This window comes from Nocardia ninae NBRC 108245 (assembly GCF_007990755.1).
GTDB classification, from domain to species: Bacteria; Actinomycetota; Actinomycetes; order Mycobacteriales; family Mycobacteriaceae; genus Nocardia; species Nocardia ninae.
The window spans coordinates 1-16,835 of record NZ_BJXA01000096.1 but is presented as its reverse complement, the minus strand read 5'-3'; the positions used below and the strand labels follow the sequence as shown (position 1 = coordinate 16,835).

Below are 16,835 nucleotides of genomic sequence, written 5' to 3'. Positions count from 1 at the left end.
GGTTACGCTGCGCTACCGCCTCCGGGCCCGACGCTCGCGCCGCGGATTTATTGTTTGTTCGCGCCGGCATCAGCATCCGATGCCTCTGTCGTTTCGGCCGCGCCGTTGTCGGCCCCGCCATCGGTTACCCCGACCAGCGCGTGCCGAAGCACCCGCTCGCCGAACCGATAGCCCTTGCGCATGACGATGCCGATCACCGGGTCGTGCCCGGAGCCCTCGTGCTGCACGGCCTCGTGCAGGGTCGGGTCGAAAGGCTCACCTTCCGAACCGAATTCCTCGAGGCCCTGCTTGTGCAGCGCGGTGGCCAGCTTGTCGGCCACCGACTTGAGCGGTCCGGAGTCCAGGTCGCCGTGCGCCCGGGCCCGATCGAGATCGTCGAGCACACCGAGCAATTCGGTGACCACGGCGGCCTTGGCGGTGTCGATCGCGGTCTTGCGGTCGCGTTCGACGCGGCGCCGGTAGTTGGCGTACTCCGCGGTCAGCCGCTGCAGATCGGCGGTGCGCTCGGCGAGCTCCTTGGTGGTGGCATCGGCCAACAGCTCGGCACCCTTTTCCGTATCGATGACGGACTCCGCGCCGTTGCCGGTGCCCGGGCCGGGCCCGTCGGCGGCCTCGGCCGCCGACGGTTCCCGAACCTCACCCGGCTGCGACTGGTCGCCGCTCAGGTTCCGGTCCTCCGGGTCAATCTTGCGATTGTCCACAAAGGTGATCGGCTCTTGCTCGGAGTCGCGTCGCTCCGAATTGTTGCCGTCGGTCACTTCTTCTCCGTGTCAACCGGCTCGTCCACAACCTCGGCGTCCACGACCTCGTCCTCGGCGTTGTTCGACGCCGACGACCCGTTGCTGGACGCCGCAGCGTCGTTGGCCGACGATTCGTAGATCGCCTGGCCCAGCGCCTGCGACTCGGTCGCCAGCTTCTCGACCGCCGCCTTGACCGCGGCGATGTCGGTGCCCTTGAGCGCCTCGTTCGCCTCGGCGATGGCCGCCTCGACCTTGGTCTTGATCTCGGCCGGGACCTTGTCCTCGTTGTCCTTGATGAACTTCTCGGTCTGGTGCACCAGCGACTCGGCCTGGTTGCGGGTCTCGGCCTCCTCGCGGCGGGCCTTGTCCTCGGCGGCGTGCGCCTCGGCGTCCTTGACCATCCGGTCGATCTCTTCCTTGGACAGGCCGGAGCCGTCCTGGATCTTGATCGTGTTCTCCTTGCCGGTGCCCTTGTCCTTCGCGGTCACGTGCACGATGCCGTTGGCGTCGATGTCGAAGGTGACCTCGATCTGCGGCACGCCGCGCGGGGCCGGCGGGATGCCGGTCAGCTCGAAGGAGCCGAGCAGCTTGTTGTGCGAGGCGATCTCACGCTCACCCTGGAACACCTGGATCTGCACCGACGGCTGGTTGTCGTCGGCCGTGGTGAAGGTCTCCGAGCGCTTGGTCGGGATGGTGGTGTTGCGCTCGATGAGCTTGGTCATCACGCCGCCCTTGGTCTCGATGCCCAGCGACAGCGGGGTCACATCGAGCAGCAGGACGTCCTTGACCTCGCCCTTGAGCACACCGGCCTGCAGCGCGGCGCCGACGGCGACGACCTCGTCCGGGTTCACGCCCTTGTTCGGCTCACGGCCGCCGGTCAGTTCCTTGACCAGTTCGGACACCGCGGGCATCCGGGTGGAGCCACCGACGAGCACGACGTGGTCGATGTCGGCGACGTTGATGCCCGCGTCCTTGATCACGGACTGGAACGGCGCACGGGTGCGGTCGAGCAGGTCCGAGGTGATCTTCTGGAACTCGGCGCGGGTCAGCTGCTCGTCGAGGAACAGCGGGTTCTTGTCCGCGTCGACGGTGATGTAGGGCAGATTGATGGAGGTGCTCTGCGAGGAGCTCAGCTCGATCTTCGCCTTCTCGGCGGCCTCACGCAGCCGCTGCAGCGCCATCTTGTCCTTGGTCAGGTCGATGCCCGCGCTGGCCTTGAACTTGTCGACCAGCCAGGTCACCACGCGCTCGTCCCAGTCGTCACCACCGAGGTGGTTGTCACCGGAGGTGGCGCGGACCTCGACGACGCCCTCGCCGATCTCCAGCAGCGAGACGTCGAAGGTGCCGCCACCGAGGTCGAAGACCAGGATGGTCTGTTCCTTGTCGCCCTTGTCCAGGCCGTACGCCAGCGCCGCCGCGGTGGGCTCGTTGACGATGCGCAGCACGTTCAGGCCGGCGATCTGGCCTGCTTCCTTGGTGGCCTGCCGCTGGGCGTCCTCGAAGTACGCGGGCACGGTGATGACCGCGTCGGTGATCTCCTCACCGAGGTAGGCCTCCGCGTCGCGCTTGAGCTTCATCAGGGTGCGCGCGCTGATTTCCTGCGGGGTGTACTTCTTGCCATCGATCTCGACGGTCCAGTCGGTGCCGATGTGGCGCTTGACCGAGCGAATGGTGCGGTCGACGTTGGTGACGGCCTGGTTCTTGGCCGGCTGGCCGACCAGAACCTCGCCGTTCTTCGCGAACGCGACGATCGACGGGGTGGTGCGCGATCCTTCCGAGTTGGCCACGACGACCGGTTCTCCGCCTTCGAGTACGGCGACGACCGAGTTCGTGGTCCCGAGGTCGATTCCGACCGCACGAGCCATTGTGGTTCCTCCTATTTGACGTACTTACATGTGTCGGTGCCTGGGCGGGTTGCGCCCTGCGGCCTGGGCTTGCCTATGCCGCGAGACCTCGCCCCAAGCACCTGGCGGAGCACGGTCCCAGCAACGCTGAGCGTGGTCGGCTCAATCCTGCCCCCAATGATGATCGGGAGTCAACTCAAACTTGAGTCCGACACACTCAATGTTGTCGAATAGCTCAACGGACAGCAGACGCGGATCATTCCCGAACGACGACATCGATTTCGTCCGCTCGCGATTGTCCTCGCCCGACCCGGCCGCGACCACCCCGTGGTGCAATAACACGCGCGGCGGGTGCGAACCCGGCGGGAAGGAGTCACGGTGTCGACGAAGACGCGGTCATGGTGGGGTTGGGGCAACGTCGAGGACGCGGTGGTCGGCGCGGAGCGGGCGGCACTGACCGAGCGCGTCGCGGCCGTCCTGCCCGGCGCCGATCTGACGGCGCACGAGCCGCCGCCGATCGAGGCGCTGGCGCTGCCCGCACCGCGGATCGAGGCACCGGCGGCGTTGGCCGCGCTCGTCTCCGTCGACCCCGCCGATCGCGCGGCGCACGCACACGGACAGGCATTCCGCGATGTGGTCCGAAATCTCTTGGGCGAGATACGAACTCCGCCCGATCTCGTCGTCCGGCCGCGCACCGAAACCGACATCGTCGACGTGCTCGACTGGGCGAGCCGGGCGAATATCGCCGTAATCCCCTTCGGCGGTGGCACTTCCGTGGTCGGTGGGGTGGAGCCGCGCCTCGACGGCAGCTTCACCGGTGCGGTAAGCCTCGACCTGGGCGCGCTCGACCGCGTCCTGGAGATCGATCCGACCAGTCGCGCGGCGCGGATTCAGGCGGGTGTGTTCGGGCCCGCGCTGGAAGACCAACTGCGCGAGGCGAAGCTGACCCTGCGGCATTTCCCGCAGTCGTTCGAGTTCTCCACCCTCGGCGGCTGGCTGGCCACCCGGGCCGGCGGGCACTTCGCGACGCTGTACACCCACATCGACGACCTGGTCGAGTCGATGCGGGTGGTGACGCCCGCGGGGATCAGCGAGTCGCGCCGGTTGCCCGGCTCCGGCGCCGGGCCCGCGCCGGACCGGATGTTCCTCGGCTCCGAGGGCACCCTCGGCGTGATCACCGAGGCTTGGCTGCGGCTACAGGACCGGCCGCGTTGGCGGGCAACGGCTTCGGTGCATTTCGATGATTACGACCGCGCGGTGGCCGCCACTCGCGCCATCGCGCAGTCCGGGCTGTATCCGACCAACTGCCGGCTGCTCGATCCCGCCGAGGCCTTCCTCAACGCCGGTGCGGCGACTACGGGTGGAGTGCTGGTGCTCGGCTTCGAATCGGCGGATCACCCGACGCGGCCGCGGATGGAACGGGTCATCGAGATCGCCGTCGAGCACGGCGGCATATTGCCCGAGCCCGTGCGCTATGTGGACTCGGATACGGCCGCCCACACCGGTGGCACCGCCGACACCTGGCGCTCCTCTTTCCTGCGCATGCCCTACCAGCGCGATGCGCTCGCCGCCCAGTCGATGATCACCGAGACATTCGAAACTGCCTGCACCTGGGATAAATTCGCGGAACTCAAGGCCGCCGTGACCACCGCCGCGAACGACGCGATTCGGGCGGTCGGCGCGACCGGCGTGGTCACCTGCCGATTCACCCACGTCTACCCGGACGGTCCCGCGCCGTACTTCGGTATCTACGCCGCAGGGCGCTGGGGCAGCACGGTCGAGCAGTGGGACGAGATCAAAGCCGCAGTCTCCGAGGCGCTCTCGGCCGCAGGCGGGACGATCACCCATCACCACGCGGTGGGCCGGGATCATCGGCCCTGGTACGACCGGCAGCGACCGGAGCCGTTCGCGCTGGCGCTGCGCGCGGCCAAGTCCGCGCTCGACCCGGCGGGCATCCTGAATCCCGGTGTGCTCCTGTGAATTACCGCGCCACGGTCATCGCGGCATCCGTTCGCCGGTGAGACCGGGGTGAATCCCCGGGCGTAGCCCGTTGCTCGCGGCCGTTCGTTGCAGCAGCCGCAGCAGCGTCGTTCGCTCCTCGGCGGCGAGTTCGGCGAACAGTTCGGCGTCGAGGCGGGCCACCACCTGCTGTGCGCGGGCCAGCACATCGTGCGCGGCGGGCAGCAGATAGACGGCGTGGGCGCGGCGGTCGGTCGGGTGCCTGCGTCGCTCGACGAGCTTGCGCTGTTCCAACTCGTCGACGAGGCCGACCATCACATTGCGGTGGATGCCCAGTGTCTCGCCGAGCCGCTGCTGGGTTTGCCCGTCGTGTTCGCGCAGTAGTCGCAGCATGCCGAAGTGCCGCGGGCCGATGCCGATCGGGGTGAGCAGCTCGCTGAATCGGGCACCGGTGTAGGCGCCGAGCTGGCCGAGCAGGAAGGCCGGTTGATCGGACAGCGGCGGAAACCTCGGATCGGTCACCCTGTCAGCATACCTATACGCACCTAACTTGATTGTTCTATTGATTGATAATCACCATAGGTGCATAGTTTGAAGATGAGCCCGACACCGACCAGAGAGATGGAAGCAATGGATATTTTAACTATCGGCCGCGGTCCGAGTGTGGTGGCCGCCGGCATCGAACTCATTCGCGCACAAGGATTTACCGCACACGGCGTGACCGTCGACGCGGACGCGCTGGCCGCGCTCGAGGACGGTCCGGTCGGCCTACTGCTGATCGGTGGTGGCGTCGAAAGCGATTCGAGCGCGGCATTGAAGGAAAAAGCGGCACAGCACGGCGTCCCGGTGATCGAAGCCGTGCGCAACGGTCGCGACCTGGAAACCTACCTCCAGGAAGAGGTGTTTCCCGTACTGCGCGCCCGGCAGTGAAACAGCCTGTGGGCTGGAGTGTTTCGCACTCCAGCCCATCGGACCGTCGTCAGGCGTGCACGAGCTGCTCGGGCAACTCGTCCGAGTCGGCGATCGCGCTGCGGCGCAAGCCGGTCGCGGCGATCACGCCGGCCAGTACCGCGGCGACGACCGGAACGATCAGCGCGGTGCGCAGTCCGTCCATGCCGACCTTGCCCGAGGCGACCGCCGCGACGTTCACCGCGGTCACCACCGAGATGCCCAGCGCCGCACCGAATTGGATTGCGGTGTAGAGCAATCCACCCGCCAGGCCGTGCTCCTCCGCCGCGATGTCGTCGGTGCCCGCGATGGTCAGCGGTCCGTAGACCAGTGCGAAGGCCACGGCGAGCAGCAGCATCGTCGGGAGCATGGCGATGTAGGCGCGGTCCAGGTCCGTCGGCAGGAACAGGACGTAGGCGAGCACCGCGACAACCGTGCCACCGAAGATCACCCGAACATTGCCGAACCTGCGCACGAACCAGGGTGTCAGCAGCGGAGCGAGGATCGCATCCAGTCCCAGCACCGCCATCGCCAGGCCGGTCTGCACCGTGCTCCAGCCGCGCACTTCCTGGAAGTACAGCGTCGCCAGGAATTGGAATCCGATGAACGAGCCGATGAACAGCACCGCGACCAGATTGGTGCGTACCAGGGCGGACGACCGCAGGATGCCGAGCCGGACCAGCGGTGTGGCAGTGCGGCGTTCGTTCAGGACGAACAGTCCGAGCGCCGTCAGACCAGCGGCGAAGGTCGCCACCGTCAGCCCCGGGTTGTCGCCGGGATGCTCCAGCCGGATGACACCGTAGACGAGTAGCAGCATCGCACCGGTCACGCTCAACGCACCCAGGAGATCGAAGCCGCCCCGAACCCGCTGCGGCACACCGAAATCCCGGACCAGAACGATCGCAGCCACCAAGATCACGGCCGAAACCAGTACCGGCACGAAGAACACCCAGCGCCACCCGAACGCGGTCAACAATCCACCGACCACCAAGCCGAGCGAGAAACCGCCCGCCGCAACGCCCGCGTAGAACATCAGCGCCTTGTTACGCACCGAGCCCTCGGCAAAGTTGGTGGTGATCAGCGAGAGACCGGCGGGGGCGAGGAACGCCGCGGCCACCCCGGTGACGAAGCGAGCGGTCAACAACATCCACCCGGTGGTGGCGAATCCGCCGAGTCCGGAGAACAGCAGGAACACCGTCAGCCAGAACAGGAACATCCGCCTGCGGCCGAGCAGGTCGGCGGCGCGGCCACCGAGCAGCACGAACCCGCCGTAGCCGAGCACGTACGCCGACACCACACCGCTGAGCATTCCGGTGGACAGGCCGAGTTCGGCCCGGATCGAGGGCAACGCCACGTTCAGCATCGCCACGTCGATGCCCTCCATGAATATCGCGCCGCACAACACCGCGAGCACGCCCCAGGCGCGGCCGGACATCTCCGTAAAGACCTCGGCGGCTCTGGATTTCACCATCACGACTCCCCGAACAGAGTAGGTTCCCCACAATGGGGTCGGTTACCTCTTGATACCGAGGAGAAGTCTCGGGCAGAATCGACGACTATGGAAGACGGCACTTTGAAGTCACCGGGGCACTGCGGGGATACCACCCCCGACTTCGACGTTTCGCACTGGGACGCCCGCGCCGACTGCGAGGTGCGGCAGATCCTCGATCGCATCGCCGACAAGTGGTCGCTGCTGGTGATCGCGCTGCTGGACGAGCGGAGCCTGCGGTTCACCGAACTCAAGCGCAAGATCGACGGCGTCAGTCAGCGGATGCTCACCCGCACACTGCGGCATCTCGAACGCGACGGGCTGGTCGAGCGCACCGTGTATCCGACCGTGCCGCCGCGGGTCGACTACGCGCTGACCCCGCTCGGCGCCAGCCTGCACACCACCATCAAGGCCTTGGTCACCTGGACCGAAGGGCATCAGAACGAGATCGCCGCCGCACGCAACGCCTACGATCGCCGCGCCGCCCAGGACGAACTGACGCCCATCTGACACGCGACGGGCTATCTCGATCGCTGGAAAGCGGCAGGCGTAGCTGCTGGCGCAGTAGCGTGGTCAGCGACGCCGATTCGAGGAGTTCACCATGCGGGCTGCCGTCGTCACCAACTCGAAATTCGAGGTCACCGACTTACCGGCGCCGATACCCGGGCGCGGGCAGGTGCTGATCAACGTATCGCGCTGCGGCATCTGCGGTTCCGACCTGCATGTGCGCAACCATGCCGACGAGGTGGCCGAGCTGAGCGCGGTCACCGGGTACGACTCGTTCATGCGGTCGGATCAGAGCGTGGTGCTAGGGCACGAATTCAGCGGCGAGGTAGTGGATTACGGTCCTGGGTGCCGGAAGCGTTGGCGGGCAGGCACTCCGGTGGTGGCGCTGCCGATCGTGCGGCACGGTGATAAGCCGCAGCTGACCGGTCTGTCGGTCGAGGCGCCCGGTGCCTACGCCGAGCAGGTGATCGTCCAGGAGTCGATGACCATGCCGGTGCCGAACGGGCTGTCCGCGGAACACGCCGCGCTCACCGAACCCATGGCGGTGGCCTGGCACGCAGTGCGCCGCGGTCGAATAGGTAAGCGACAGCAGGCTTTCGTGATCGGCTGCGGGCCGATCGGTCTCGCGGTGATCAGCATGCTGAAGGCGGCGGGCGTCCGTACGGTGGTGGCCAGCGACTTCTCCCCGCGCCGCCGAGAACTCGCGGCCGCCTGCGGCGCCGACATCGTCGTCGACCCGGCCACCGACTCCCCCTGGACCGCCGCCCCCACCCGCGGCCGAATCAACGGCGTCACCGACATTCTCGACCTGGGCTTCGACACCATGGACCGCCTGCGCCGCGTCCCGAACCTGCCCTGGTGGTACGTCTTCCGCCTCGCGCACACCCTGAACGCGGGCCCGTCCGGCCCCGTCATCTTCGAATGCGTCGGCGTCCCAGGCATTCTCGACCAGATCATCACCGCCGCACCACCACTGTCCCGCGTGGTCGTCGTCGGCGTGTGCATGGAAGCCGACCGCATCCGCCCCGCCATGGCCATCAACAAGGAGCTCGACCTCCGCTTCGCCTTCGGCTACGACCCCGGCGAATTCCGCGACACCCTCCACCTCCTCGCCGAAGGCAAGGTCGACCCCGCCCCCTTGATCACCGGCACAGTAGGCCTCAACGGCATCGACGCCGCCTTCACCACCCTCGCCACCCCCGACCACCACGCCAAAATCCTCATCGACCCCACCAGTAACGCCCCCACCCCCTGACGCGGCTGCCTCGACGCACGGGTCAGTGGGCGGCGTCGAGGACTTCTTCGGCGAGTTTGTCGTCCAGGGTGATTCGGACGAGGGCGGCGGCGAGGGCGGCGGTGTGGTCTTTGGGGGCCAGGGCGGCCAGTTTTGCGGGGGTGGCGGGGAGGTTGATGCGGTCGGCGCCGCGTAGGGCGCGTTCGTCGAAATGGGGGGCGGCCCAGGGCCAGACGTCTTGGATTTCGCGGAGGAAGATGTCGCTGCCGGTGGGACCGATGCCCTGGAACTCTTGCAGGAGTTGGGCGGCACGTTTGGGGTCTTGGTCGGCTTCGTCGGCGAGTTTGCGCAGGTCGCCGTCGTAGCGGTCGAGGACCTGGGCGGCGTTGGCGCCGAGGCGGGTGGCGGTGCTCTCGTCGTAGCGGCGGTAGTGGGCGCGGCCGAGGGCGTCGACGAGTTCCTGCCAATCGGCGTCGGCGACGCGCTGCGGGGTGCGATAGCCGGTGGCGACCAGTTCGCGGGCGGCGGCCACGGCGATGTCGGCGGAGATCCTGGTGCTCAATAGCTCCGCCAGCATGAGCAGCTGGAACAGCGGTGCGGGTTTGTCGTCGAGGTGGATGCCCGCCTCTGCGGCGTATCCGGTTCCGGCGCGGTCGAGCAGCGCGTGCACTACCTTTTGTTGGCTCATCGCGACCTCCTTGTTCGGATATCGGTCGCCTACCCGACGGCACCGGCTTCACACCGATTCGATGTCGATCGTCCGGGTTACGAGGAAAGTGCGTTATCCGGGGTCCACGGTGGGCCGAGACCGGGGACCCGGCCTAGCCGGGCAACAGACTGAGCGTGCCTTCCGCGCTGCGGGCGGCGGTTAGGCACGCGGTGCTGGTGAATTGGTCGGCGAGCGGGTGCCGGGCCCTGGCCCGCCATTTGCGCACCGCGGCGACGGCCTGGTCCCGCTGCACCGAGGGCGCGGCGTCGACCGGCAGCCCGAGGCGCAGGTGCGGGGCGATGCCGGAACCGCCGATGAGGCGGTGGAGTTCGGCGAGATCCGAGGGTGGCAGGGTCAATTCGTCGGTTCGGAGACGACCGAGCAGGCGGAGCTCGGCGAAGCCGTGCACATCGGCGAGCAGGGTGCGCACGCGCGGCAGTAGGGTGTCGGCCGCGCTGCCCGGGTACGCGGTCAGCACCCGCGCGAGCGCGGTGAGGGCGGAGTGCGCCTTGAGTTGATCGGCGCGCTGGCCGAATTGGACATCGAGCACCGAGCGCAGCTCGTCCACGCCGCTGCGCGTGGTCAACTCCGCTGCCAGCGTGGCGGAGTCGCGCACGCCGAGCCGAATCAGGGTGACCGCCATCCGAATGCCGAACAGGCCGAACCGCTCCGCGAGCTGGGCTCTGAGTTCCGGTGCCACCGGCAACGCGACATCGGGGCGCGCGAAGCGATCCGCGGACAGCAGTGCCGCACTCAGCTCGTCGACCGGAACGCCGGCCAGCGCCTCGAACGCCGCGTACTCCTGTTGTCGCAGCGTGGCCGCGGCGAACGCGAGCAACCCGGCGACCGGAATCACGGCCTGGCACAGCCCGGATCGCTCCAGCTCCCCGGCGAAGCGGGTCGCGACGTCGCGCGCCGAGTGCAGCGCGTCGATCCGGCCTGCCCCGATCTCGTCGGCCCTGGACACGACGCCGACCACACCGAGCGGGCCGGGCAATCCGGAAACACCCGGCCCCGCAGCAGTTCCCGCGCCCACCCGCTCGAGGAACCGGACGTCGGCCGCGTCGAGCCTGCGCAGTAAGTACACCACCGCGTCGGCCCCCGGAACCGCGATACTCTGCTCGCCCTCCGGCGTGAGCAGCCGGGCCGTGCGCTGCGACACCTCCCGTGACAGCGAGGAGGTGCCCGGCGTATCGATGATGGTCGTGTCGGCCAGCGCCGCCGCGGGCCATTCGACCTCGAGGTGATCGACCTCGCGCGGCGCGGGCGCGTTCCAGGTCAACCGGTCCAGGTCGAAGGTCAGCCCGTGCGTACCGCCGCCGCGGCGCACCACCACGTTCGCGCGGGCACCGTCGCCGGCGTGCGCGGTCACGCTCGGGGTGGAACCGTAGCGGTACCAGGTGACCACCCTCGTGCACTCGGTCGCGTCGGTCGGTGCGATGTCCTGCCCGACAAGGGAATTCAGCAACGTGGATTTGCCGGCCTTCAATGAACCCGCGAGCGCTACGCGTAACGGTTGATCCAGTCGACCGCCGCACTCGGCGAGCATGGCCCGCGGTCGCGGTTCACTCGCCAGCGCGGCACGCGCCGCGCCGATCAGTCGATGGGCCTCGGCAACAATCCCTGGCGCAGCGCCGCCCGCACGTCTCACGACGCCGCCTCGCCTGCGCCCGGCTGCGCCGTTCGCGAAGGTGCGCTGTGCCGTCGGTTCACTCGGTAACGCTCGTTCACGGGGCAACCGTACCGACGGATGCGCTCGGCAGCGCGGCCTGCATGGCTTCGGCGTATCTGCCCAGCTCAGCGACCACGTTCAGCTGACGCTCCAGGACCGCGCCGCGCTCGGCCCGGCGCGCGTTGGCCATGGTCGCGGCCTCCTGCGCGGCCCGCAACGAATCGTCGATCGACCGCAGACTCCGCTCGGCCACACCGGCATAATGGTCGCGCAGCGCGCGATGGATGCGGTGCAGCCGGTCCTTGGATTCCTTGCCGGTTTGGAACGCCACATCGTCGACGAACCGGCGGACGGCCGCCTTCGCCTCGGTGCGCCGCCGGGCCAGCCGGGCCTGCTTGTCGTCACGGAAGGCCTTGCCGCCCACCACGAGTCCCGCGCCCAGCGAGATCGGATTGAGCAGCGCGAGTCCGGCGAAGGTACTGGCCAGCCCGACCATCAGCACGCCGCCGTAGGAGCCGCGCATGCCGACGAGCAGTTTGCTGCCGAACCCGATGTCCGGCTCCAAGTCGGCGAGGGTGCCCGCGCCGACATGACTGCCTGCGACGGCGGTGTCGGACCGGACATCCGGGAGATCGGTGGTGCCCGCGTCGCTGAAATGCTCGGCGACCCGCTGGGCGAGTTGTAAGGCGCGTGAATGGGTCCAGAGCAGATTGTCGCCGATCGCCGTATCGATGGTGCCCGTGAGGTATTCGGCGATCCGCTCCCAATGCCGGCCGGGGTCATGGTCGTCGATCCATTCCTCGGTGGTTCTGGCGATGCCGCGCAACCGATCTCGCAGATCGTGGTCGACATCGCCCGCGAGGTCGGTGATGCCGTCGGCCAGCGTCTGCTGCCAGGCGGCGGTGCGGCGGTGCAGTTCCTCGGCCGAGGTCCGGGCGGCCTGCAGTTCGCGGACCGCCGCCGCGCCGCGCGCCGGATCGCGGACCGCGACCAGCTCACTGCCCAGTGCCAGCGCCAGATGTTCGGCGGCGGAACGGATATCGCGGGCCACCGCGGCGCGGGTGGCGAGCTGGTCTCGGGCCACCACCTGGTCGCGCAGGAATTGGTAGAGCACGCCGAAGCCCGACTCGAGGCCCAGCTGTTGATCCTGCAGGCGCAGCGCGTGGCTGCGCAGCAGCGAGGACACCGCGATCATCGGCACGTCGAGACCGGCCGTGGCGAGGTGGCGTTGGTCGGCCTCGTGCACCTGGCGCCAGTGCGGGTACAGGTCGGTCTTGGTCAGCAGCAGCGCGACGGTGGGGCACAGCTCACGGACCTGACGCAGGAACGCGAGTTCCGGCTCGGTGAGTTCGGTGGACGCGTCGGAGAGCACCAGCACCGCGTCCGCGGCGGACACCATGCCGAGCACGGTTGCCGCATAAGAACTTCCGTGCCCGCCGACGCCTGGCGTATCGACCAGCACGATGCCATCGGCCAGCAGTGGGTTGGGCACCTGGATTTCCAACCGGCGGATCCGCCGACCCTGAGCCAGCGGTGAGCGGGCGGAGATCGTGCCGATCTCGGTGAACGGCACGAGCACTCGGGTCTCCGGGCCGCCGGAGTCGCCGCCGGGACCGGTGAGCACCAGCTCGGCCTTCGGCTCGGGGCCGTGCGCGAGCAGCGTGGTGACCGTGGTGGTCACGTCGTCGCCGACGGGGCAGATCTCCAGATTGAGCAACGCGTTGACGAAGCGGCTCTTGCCCTGATCCAGTTGTCCCGCAATGACAATGCGCCGCCGCGGGTCGCGGACCCGATCGGCGGCCACCTCCAGGCGGCCGACCAGGTCGGTGCGGCCTGCGGCGCGGGCCGCCGCGATGGTTTCGCCGAGTACCGACAGCAGCGGTACCGCCGGTGGTGTGGCGTTCGGTGCGGGCGTCCCCATCGCGGTATCGACCTCTTCCAGTGGCTCGAGCATTGTCGGCGCGGCGGTGCAGGGCTGGTACGTGCGCCGCCGCGGGAGTGATCAGTGCGGCGGCGTCAGTGCAGCATCGCGTCGCCGGTGAGATCCGCACCGGCACTGCCGGTCAGATCCGCGTCCGTTTCGCCGAACAGTCCGGTGTCTCCGTGCAGACCAGCGGAACTGTCCAGCCCCGACCCGAATGCACTCGAAACATCAAGTGCCGACCAGGGGTTCGCGCTCGCCCCGACACCGCCACTCAGTCCGGCACCGGTATCGACCGTGCCCTGCGTGGTGCTACCGACCGAACCACCGAGGCCCGCAGTCGTATCCACGGCGCCGTGTGCCGTTCCGCCGGGCGTCGCGCCGGTATCCACAGCTCCCTGTGCAGTACCGCCGAGTGAACCTTCGAGGCCCGCAGCGGTATCCACCGTTCCCTGAGTGGTTCCGCCCAGCGAACCGCCCAAGCCCGCACCGGTATCGACAGCGCCTTGTGCAGTACCGCCGAGCGAACCGCCCAGCCCCACAGCGGTATCCACAGCTCCCTGGGTAGTCCCGCCCAGCAAACCACCGAGACCAGCGCCAGCGTCTACAGCGCCCTGCGCAGCCCCGGCGAGCGAACCGCCCAGCCCTGCACCGGCATCCACAGCTCCCTGCGCAGTACCGCCCAGCGAACCACCCAGGCCCGCACCGGCATCCACAGCCCCTTGGGCAGTGCCCCCCAGCGAACCACCGAGACCGGCACCGGCATCCACCGCGCCCCCTATACCTGTGGACAAATCCGCACCGAGCCCGGTCTCCAGTCCGGTCGCCATCTGACCACCTGCGTCGATGACGCCGGCGAGCCCGGTCTCCAGACCTGTCCCCAGCTGTGCACCGGCGCCGACCGCACCGGCGAGCCCCGTCTCCAGACCTGTCCCCAGCTGCGCACCGGTACCGACCGCACCGTCGAGACCGGCCGAAAGTCCAGCTCCCAGACCGGCCCCGGCATCCGCCGCAGCGCCGAGCCCGGTCTCCAAACCGGCCCCCACCTGCGTACCCGCATCAACCGCGCCACCGATCTGTGCACCGGCATCGAGCACACCATCGAGACCGGTGGACAACCCAGTCTCCAGCCCCGAACCCAGCTGCGCACCGGCGTTGACCGAACTATCCACACTCGTCCCCAGCCCGGCGCCGAGATCGGCACCCACCTGCGTACCCGCACCGAGCACCGCACCGACACTGCCGGACAGCCCCGTCTCCAGGCCCGAACCGACCTGCGCCCCGGCGTTCACCGCGCCACCCACCGCGGTGGACAGGTCGCCGCCGATTTCGGTGCCCGCACCTACTGCCGCACCGAGCCCGGCGGCCAGTTCGCTCTCCACACCGACGGCCGAATTCACCACTCCACCAATAGATGTCGACAGTCCGCCGGCCAACTGGGTTCCGGCATCGACCGCGCCCTGCACACCGGCATTTACTCCGGCACCGAGACCAGCAGTCGCGTCGAGACCGGTCGTCACACCTGTCTGCACCGCACCCTGCAACCCGCTGGACAGGTCGGCCCCCACCTGGCCGCCCGCACCGAGTGCGGCATCGAGGCCGGTAGCGAGCCCGGTCGTGGCTTGTCCCACCGCACCGAGCGCACCGCCGAGCCCGGCGGACAAACTCGTTTCGAGCCCCGTCCCCACCTGCAGTCCGGCATCGACCGCACCCTGCACATCGGCACCGATGCCGGTCACCGCCTGCCCGGCCACACCGAGCGCACCGCCGACCGCGGCGGACAGATCCGCGCCGATGTCGGCGACGGTCCCCAGCCCCGCCGAAAGACCGGCGCCGAGATCGGCGCCGGCCTGCAGCCCGGTCTCGATCGCGGTGTTCAGTCCCGCGTTGAGATCGATACCCGCACCGACCTGGCCACCCAGGTCGAGACCGAGGTCGGCGCCGATGTTCAGCCCGGCATCGGCCGCCGCGGCGGCACCGACGGTGCCCGCCGCACCGAGCACGGCGGCAGCACCGGTCTGCGCACCCGCGGCCACGATCGCCGACAGCTGGGAGCCGCCCGCGACCAGCGCCGACTCGGCGACCATCGGGGCGACGGCGGCGATGTCCTCCGGGGTGACCGCAGGCAAACCAGCCGCGACCAGCGCCTGCGTCGGATTGGCGCAGTAGCCGACCGCCGCCTCGTGGTCGCGCAGCAGGTTGAGGATGAACTCGAGAATCGCGTTGGGTGTCATCAGAAACATCTCCTGAGAGCCGGCGGACCTCCGCGATCCGCATCGTTGGAATGCATTTCACGCTAGGGGCGCCACGCGTTACGCATAACGGGGCCGACCCCCACAACTCACCCGAGCCCGCCCTTAGGGGCTGTCACGGCATTAGGGGAATTTCCCCGGAACTTCCCCGAAACCGGTAACGGCGGACAGCCAGCAACCGAAACAACAGGTGCGTCGGCGTGCTCGCACCGCCTTTCGCACTCGGACTACACAGCAGCGACACCGGACCACAGAGTTTTCGAACGGGGTTCACGAATGACACAGCGTCTGGCGCTCGGCATCACTGTCGGGGCGTCGAATTCGGTCGCCGCGGCGGCAGCGGGCGAGGACGGCGACAGCGTGCGCACGCACCCCAGCGTGCTGCGGCTGGTGGCCGACGCGCCGCCCACCTTCGGCGCCGCCGCGCGCGCCACCGGACGGCACTCCAGCGACGTGCTACTCGAGGGCTTCCTGGCCAGGGTCGGCGATCCGGTGGACATGCTCGCCGAGGACGGCACCGAGCATTGCGCCGCCGACCTCGTCGCCGCGGCCATCACCTGCCTGATCGACGAGATCAGTACCGACGCACGCGAATCCGGTGTCACCGTGGCCTGCTACCCGGCGTGGTGGTCGCGGCACACGGTCGACATCCAGCGCGGCGCTCTCGATCGGGCGGGCCTCCGCGAGGTGACCCTGGTGCCCGAACCCACCGCCGCGGTCCGCTGGCTCGAAGCCACGCAGGGTCCACTCGGCGACGGCGCGGTCCTCGTCTACGACCTCGGCGCCACCGGCCTGACCGTCTCGGTGGTGCGCACCGGCGACCACGCGAGCCTGCTCGGCACACCACTGCGGACCACGGACGTCGCCGGTGCCGAATTCGATCTACTCACCATGCGCTACGTTCTGGCAAACGCTGCGGCGGCAAATGATTTCGACCCGTACGACCCGGTAGTGGAACGGGAATTGGCGGCATTGCGCGAACGCTGCAGAACGGCGAAAGAAGACCTCTCGATAAATACCGCGACCGTGGTGCGGGCGCGGTTGAATCCGGCGGACACACATACCAGCAACGTGCGTTTGGTGCGCGGCGAACTGGAGGACCTGCTGCGCGCGCCGCTGCTGAGCTCGATCGACCTGATCCGCGACGCGGTGCACCGTGCCGGGCTCGACGTCGGCGACGTCAGCCGCGTCCTGCTCACCGGAGGCGGCGGCGCGATTCCCTTGGTCGCCGAACTGATCTCGACCGAATTCGGCCTTCCGGTGGTCGCCGCTGCCCAGCCCGCCCACACCAGCGCCCGCGGGGCCGCCGCGCTGGCCGCCGAGTTGGCGACCGTCACCGTCGAGCGCGCGCCGACCGCGGTACCCGCGCCGACCACCAAAGAGCTGCCCGCGGTGGTGATTTCGCCACTGCCGGTGGCCGAGAAGCCACGCAGGCCACGGTTGCGCGGCAAGCAGCGCGCCACGATCGTCGCCGGTGCCGCGGTCGTCATCGGCCTGCTGGCCACCGGCACTGCCGCGATCGGCACCGGCATCCAGTCCGGCTCGAACCCGGCCTCGACC

13 protein-coding genes are annotated in these 16,835 nt (G+C 68.9%); 5 read left to right on the top strand and 8 right to left on the bottom strand.

Annotated features, from left to right (window positions below):
- Positions 1 to 47 precede the first annotated feature (47 nt).
- Positions 48 to 758 carry a nucleotide exchange factor GrpE gene (gene grpE / locus NN4_RS39260; protein ID WP_147141962.1) on the bottom strand — a complete coding sequence of 237 codons (711 nt, stop codon included), beginning with the start codon at positions 756 to 758 and terminating at the stop codon, positions 48 to 50.
- The gene (gene dnaK / locus NN4_RS39255; protein ID WP_107659809.1) at positions 755 to 2,605 is read right to left on the bottom strand and encodes a molecular chaperone DnaK; all 1,851 of its coding nucleotides are present in this window, start codon (positions 2,603 to 2,605) and stop codon (positions 755 to 757) included. Before dnaK ends, grpE begins: the two co-directional genes overlap by 4 nt.
- Before the next feature lie 357 nt (positions 2,606 to 2,962).
- Between dnaK and NN4_RS39250 the strand changes: the two genes are divergently transcribed.
- Positions 2,963 to 4,564, top strand: a complete 1,602-nt coding sequence (locus NN4_RS39250) for an FAD-binding oxidoreductase (protein WP_147141959.1) — start codon at positions 2,963 to 2,965, stop codon at positions 4,562 to 4,564.
- A gap of 15 nt (positions 4,565 to 4,579) precedes the next feature.
- Here the strand turns inward: NN4_RS39250 and NN4_RS39245 are convergent, their stop codons facing one another.
- Positions 4,580 to 5,065 carry a MarR family winged helix-turn-helix transcriptional regulator gene (locus NN4_RS39245; RefSeq protein WP_147141956.1) on the bottom strand — a complete coding sequence of 162 codons (486 nt, stop codon included), beginning with the start codon at positions 5,063 to 5,065 and terminating at the stop codon, positions 4,580 to 4,582.
- A gap of 75 nt (positions 5,066 to 5,140) precedes the next feature.
- Here NN4_RS39245 and NN4_RS39240 point away from each other — a divergent pair, with 75 nt between their 5' ends.
- On the top strand, positions 5,141 to 5,473 hold the full coding sequence (locus NN4_RS39240; protein WP_147141953.1) for a hypothetical protein: 333 nt from the start codon (positions 5,141 to 5,143) through the stop codon (positions 5,471 to 5,473).
- A 49-nt stretch (positions 5,474 to 5,522) separates the two neighbouring features.
- Here NN4_RS39240 and NN4_RS39235 read toward each other — a convergent pair whose 3' ends face one another.
- Positions 5,523 to 6,962 (bottom strand): MFS transporter, encoded by a 1,440-nt coding sequence (locus tag NN4_RS39235; RefSeq protein ID WP_246181331.1) that lies wholly within the window; start codon positions 6,960 to 6,962, stop codon positions 5,523 to 5,525.
- An 87-nt stretch (positions 6,963 to 7,049) separates the two neighbouring features.
- Between NN4_RS39235 and NN4_RS39230 the strand changes: the two genes are divergently transcribed.
- Together NN4_RS39230 and NN4_RS39225 are read left to right on the top strand one after the other, a co-directional pair.
- The gene (locus NN4_RS39230; protein WP_147141950.1) at positions 7,050 to 7,490 is read left to right on the top strand and encodes a winged helix-turn-helix transcriptional regulator; all 441 of its coding nucleotides are present in this window, start codon (positions 7,050 to 7,052) and stop codon (positions 7,488 to 7,490) included.
- A gap of 91 nt (positions 7,491 to 7,581) precedes the next feature.
- Positions 7,582 to 8,742 carry a zinc-binding dehydrogenase gene (locus NN4_RS39225; RefSeq protein ID WP_147141947.1) on the top strand — a complete coding sequence of 387 codons (1,161 nt, stop codon included), beginning with the start codon at positions 7,582 to 7,584 and terminating at the stop codon, positions 8,740 to 8,742.
- A gap of 22 nt (positions 8,743 to 8,764) precedes the next feature.
- Here NN4_RS39225 and NN4_RS39220 read toward each other — a convergent pair whose 3' ends face one another.
- The 4 genes from NN4_RS39220 to NN4_RS39205 all read right to left on the bottom strand — a co-directional run bounded on the left by NN4_RS39220 (position 8,765) and on the right by NN4_RS39205 (position 15,257).
- Entirely contained in the window at positions 8,765 to 9,409 is a 645-nt protein-coding gene (locus tag NN4_RS39220; RefSeq protein ID WP_147141944.1) for an HhH-GDP family DNA glycosylase, read from the bottom strand.
- Positions 9,410 to 9,542: 133 nt separating this feature from the next.
- Positions 9,543 to 11,081, bottom strand: a complete 1,539-nt coding sequence (locus NN4_RS39215; protein ID WP_147141942.1) for a dynamin family protein — start codon at positions 11,079 to 11,081, stop codon at positions 9,543 to 9,545.
- Positions 11,082 to 11,157: 76 nt separating this feature from the next.
- The gene (locus NN4_RS39210; RefSeq protein WP_147141979.1) at positions 11,158 to 13,023 is read right to left on the bottom strand and encodes a dynamin family protein; all 1,866 of its coding nucleotides are present in this window, start codon (positions 13,021 to 13,023) and stop codon (positions 11,158 to 11,160) included.
- A gap of 95 nt (positions 13,024 to 13,118) precedes the next feature.
- A complete protein-coding gene (locus NN4_RS39205) occupies positions 13,119 to 15,257 on the bottom strand; it encodes an IniB N-terminal domain-containing protein (protein WP_147141939.1) in 2,139 nt (712 codons plus the stop codon).
- A gap of 294 nt (positions 15,258 to 15,551) precedes the next feature.
- Between NN4_RS39205 and NN4_RS39200 the strand changes: the two genes are divergently transcribed.
- Positions 15,552 to 16,835 (top strand): Hsp70 family protein (locus tag NN4_RS39200; protein WP_147141936.1); only part of this gene is annotated, 1,284 nt, incomplete at its 3' end.

Bases quoted from the DNA above. Each gene is read 5' to 3' on its own strand.
- NN4_RS39220 (WP_147141944.1), bottom strand. From the start codon at position 9,409: ATGAGCCAACAAAAGGTAGTGCACGCGCTGCTCGACCGCGCCGGAACC.
- dnaK (WP_107659809.1), bottom strand. From the start codon at position 2,605: ATGGCTCGTGCGGTCGGAATCGACCTCGGGACCACGAACTCGGTCGTC.
- NN4_RS39235 (WP_246181331.1), bottom strand. From the start codon at position 6,962: ATGGTGAAATCCAGAGCCGCCGAGGTCTTTACGGAGATGTCCGGCCGC.
- NN4_RS39205 (WP_147141939.1), bottom strand. From the start codon at position 15,257: ATGACACCCAACGCGATTCTCGAGTTCATCCTCAACCTGCTGCGCGAC.
- NN4_RS39240 (WP_147141953.1), top strand. From the start codon at position 5,141: ATGAGCCCGACACCGACCAGAGAGATGGAAGCAATGGATATTTTAACT.
- NN4_RS39210 (WP_147141979.1), bottom strand. From the start codon at position 13,023: ATGGGGACGCCCGCACCGAACGCCACACCACCGGCGGTACCGCTGCTG.
- NN4_RS39230 (WP_147141950.1), top strand. From the start codon at position 7,050: ATGGAAGACGGCACTTTGAAGTCACCGGGGCACTGCGGGGATACCACC.
- NN4_RS39225 (WP_147141947.1), top strand. From the start codon at position 7,582: ATGCGGGCTGCCGTCGTCACCAACTCGAAATTCGAGGTCACCGACTTA.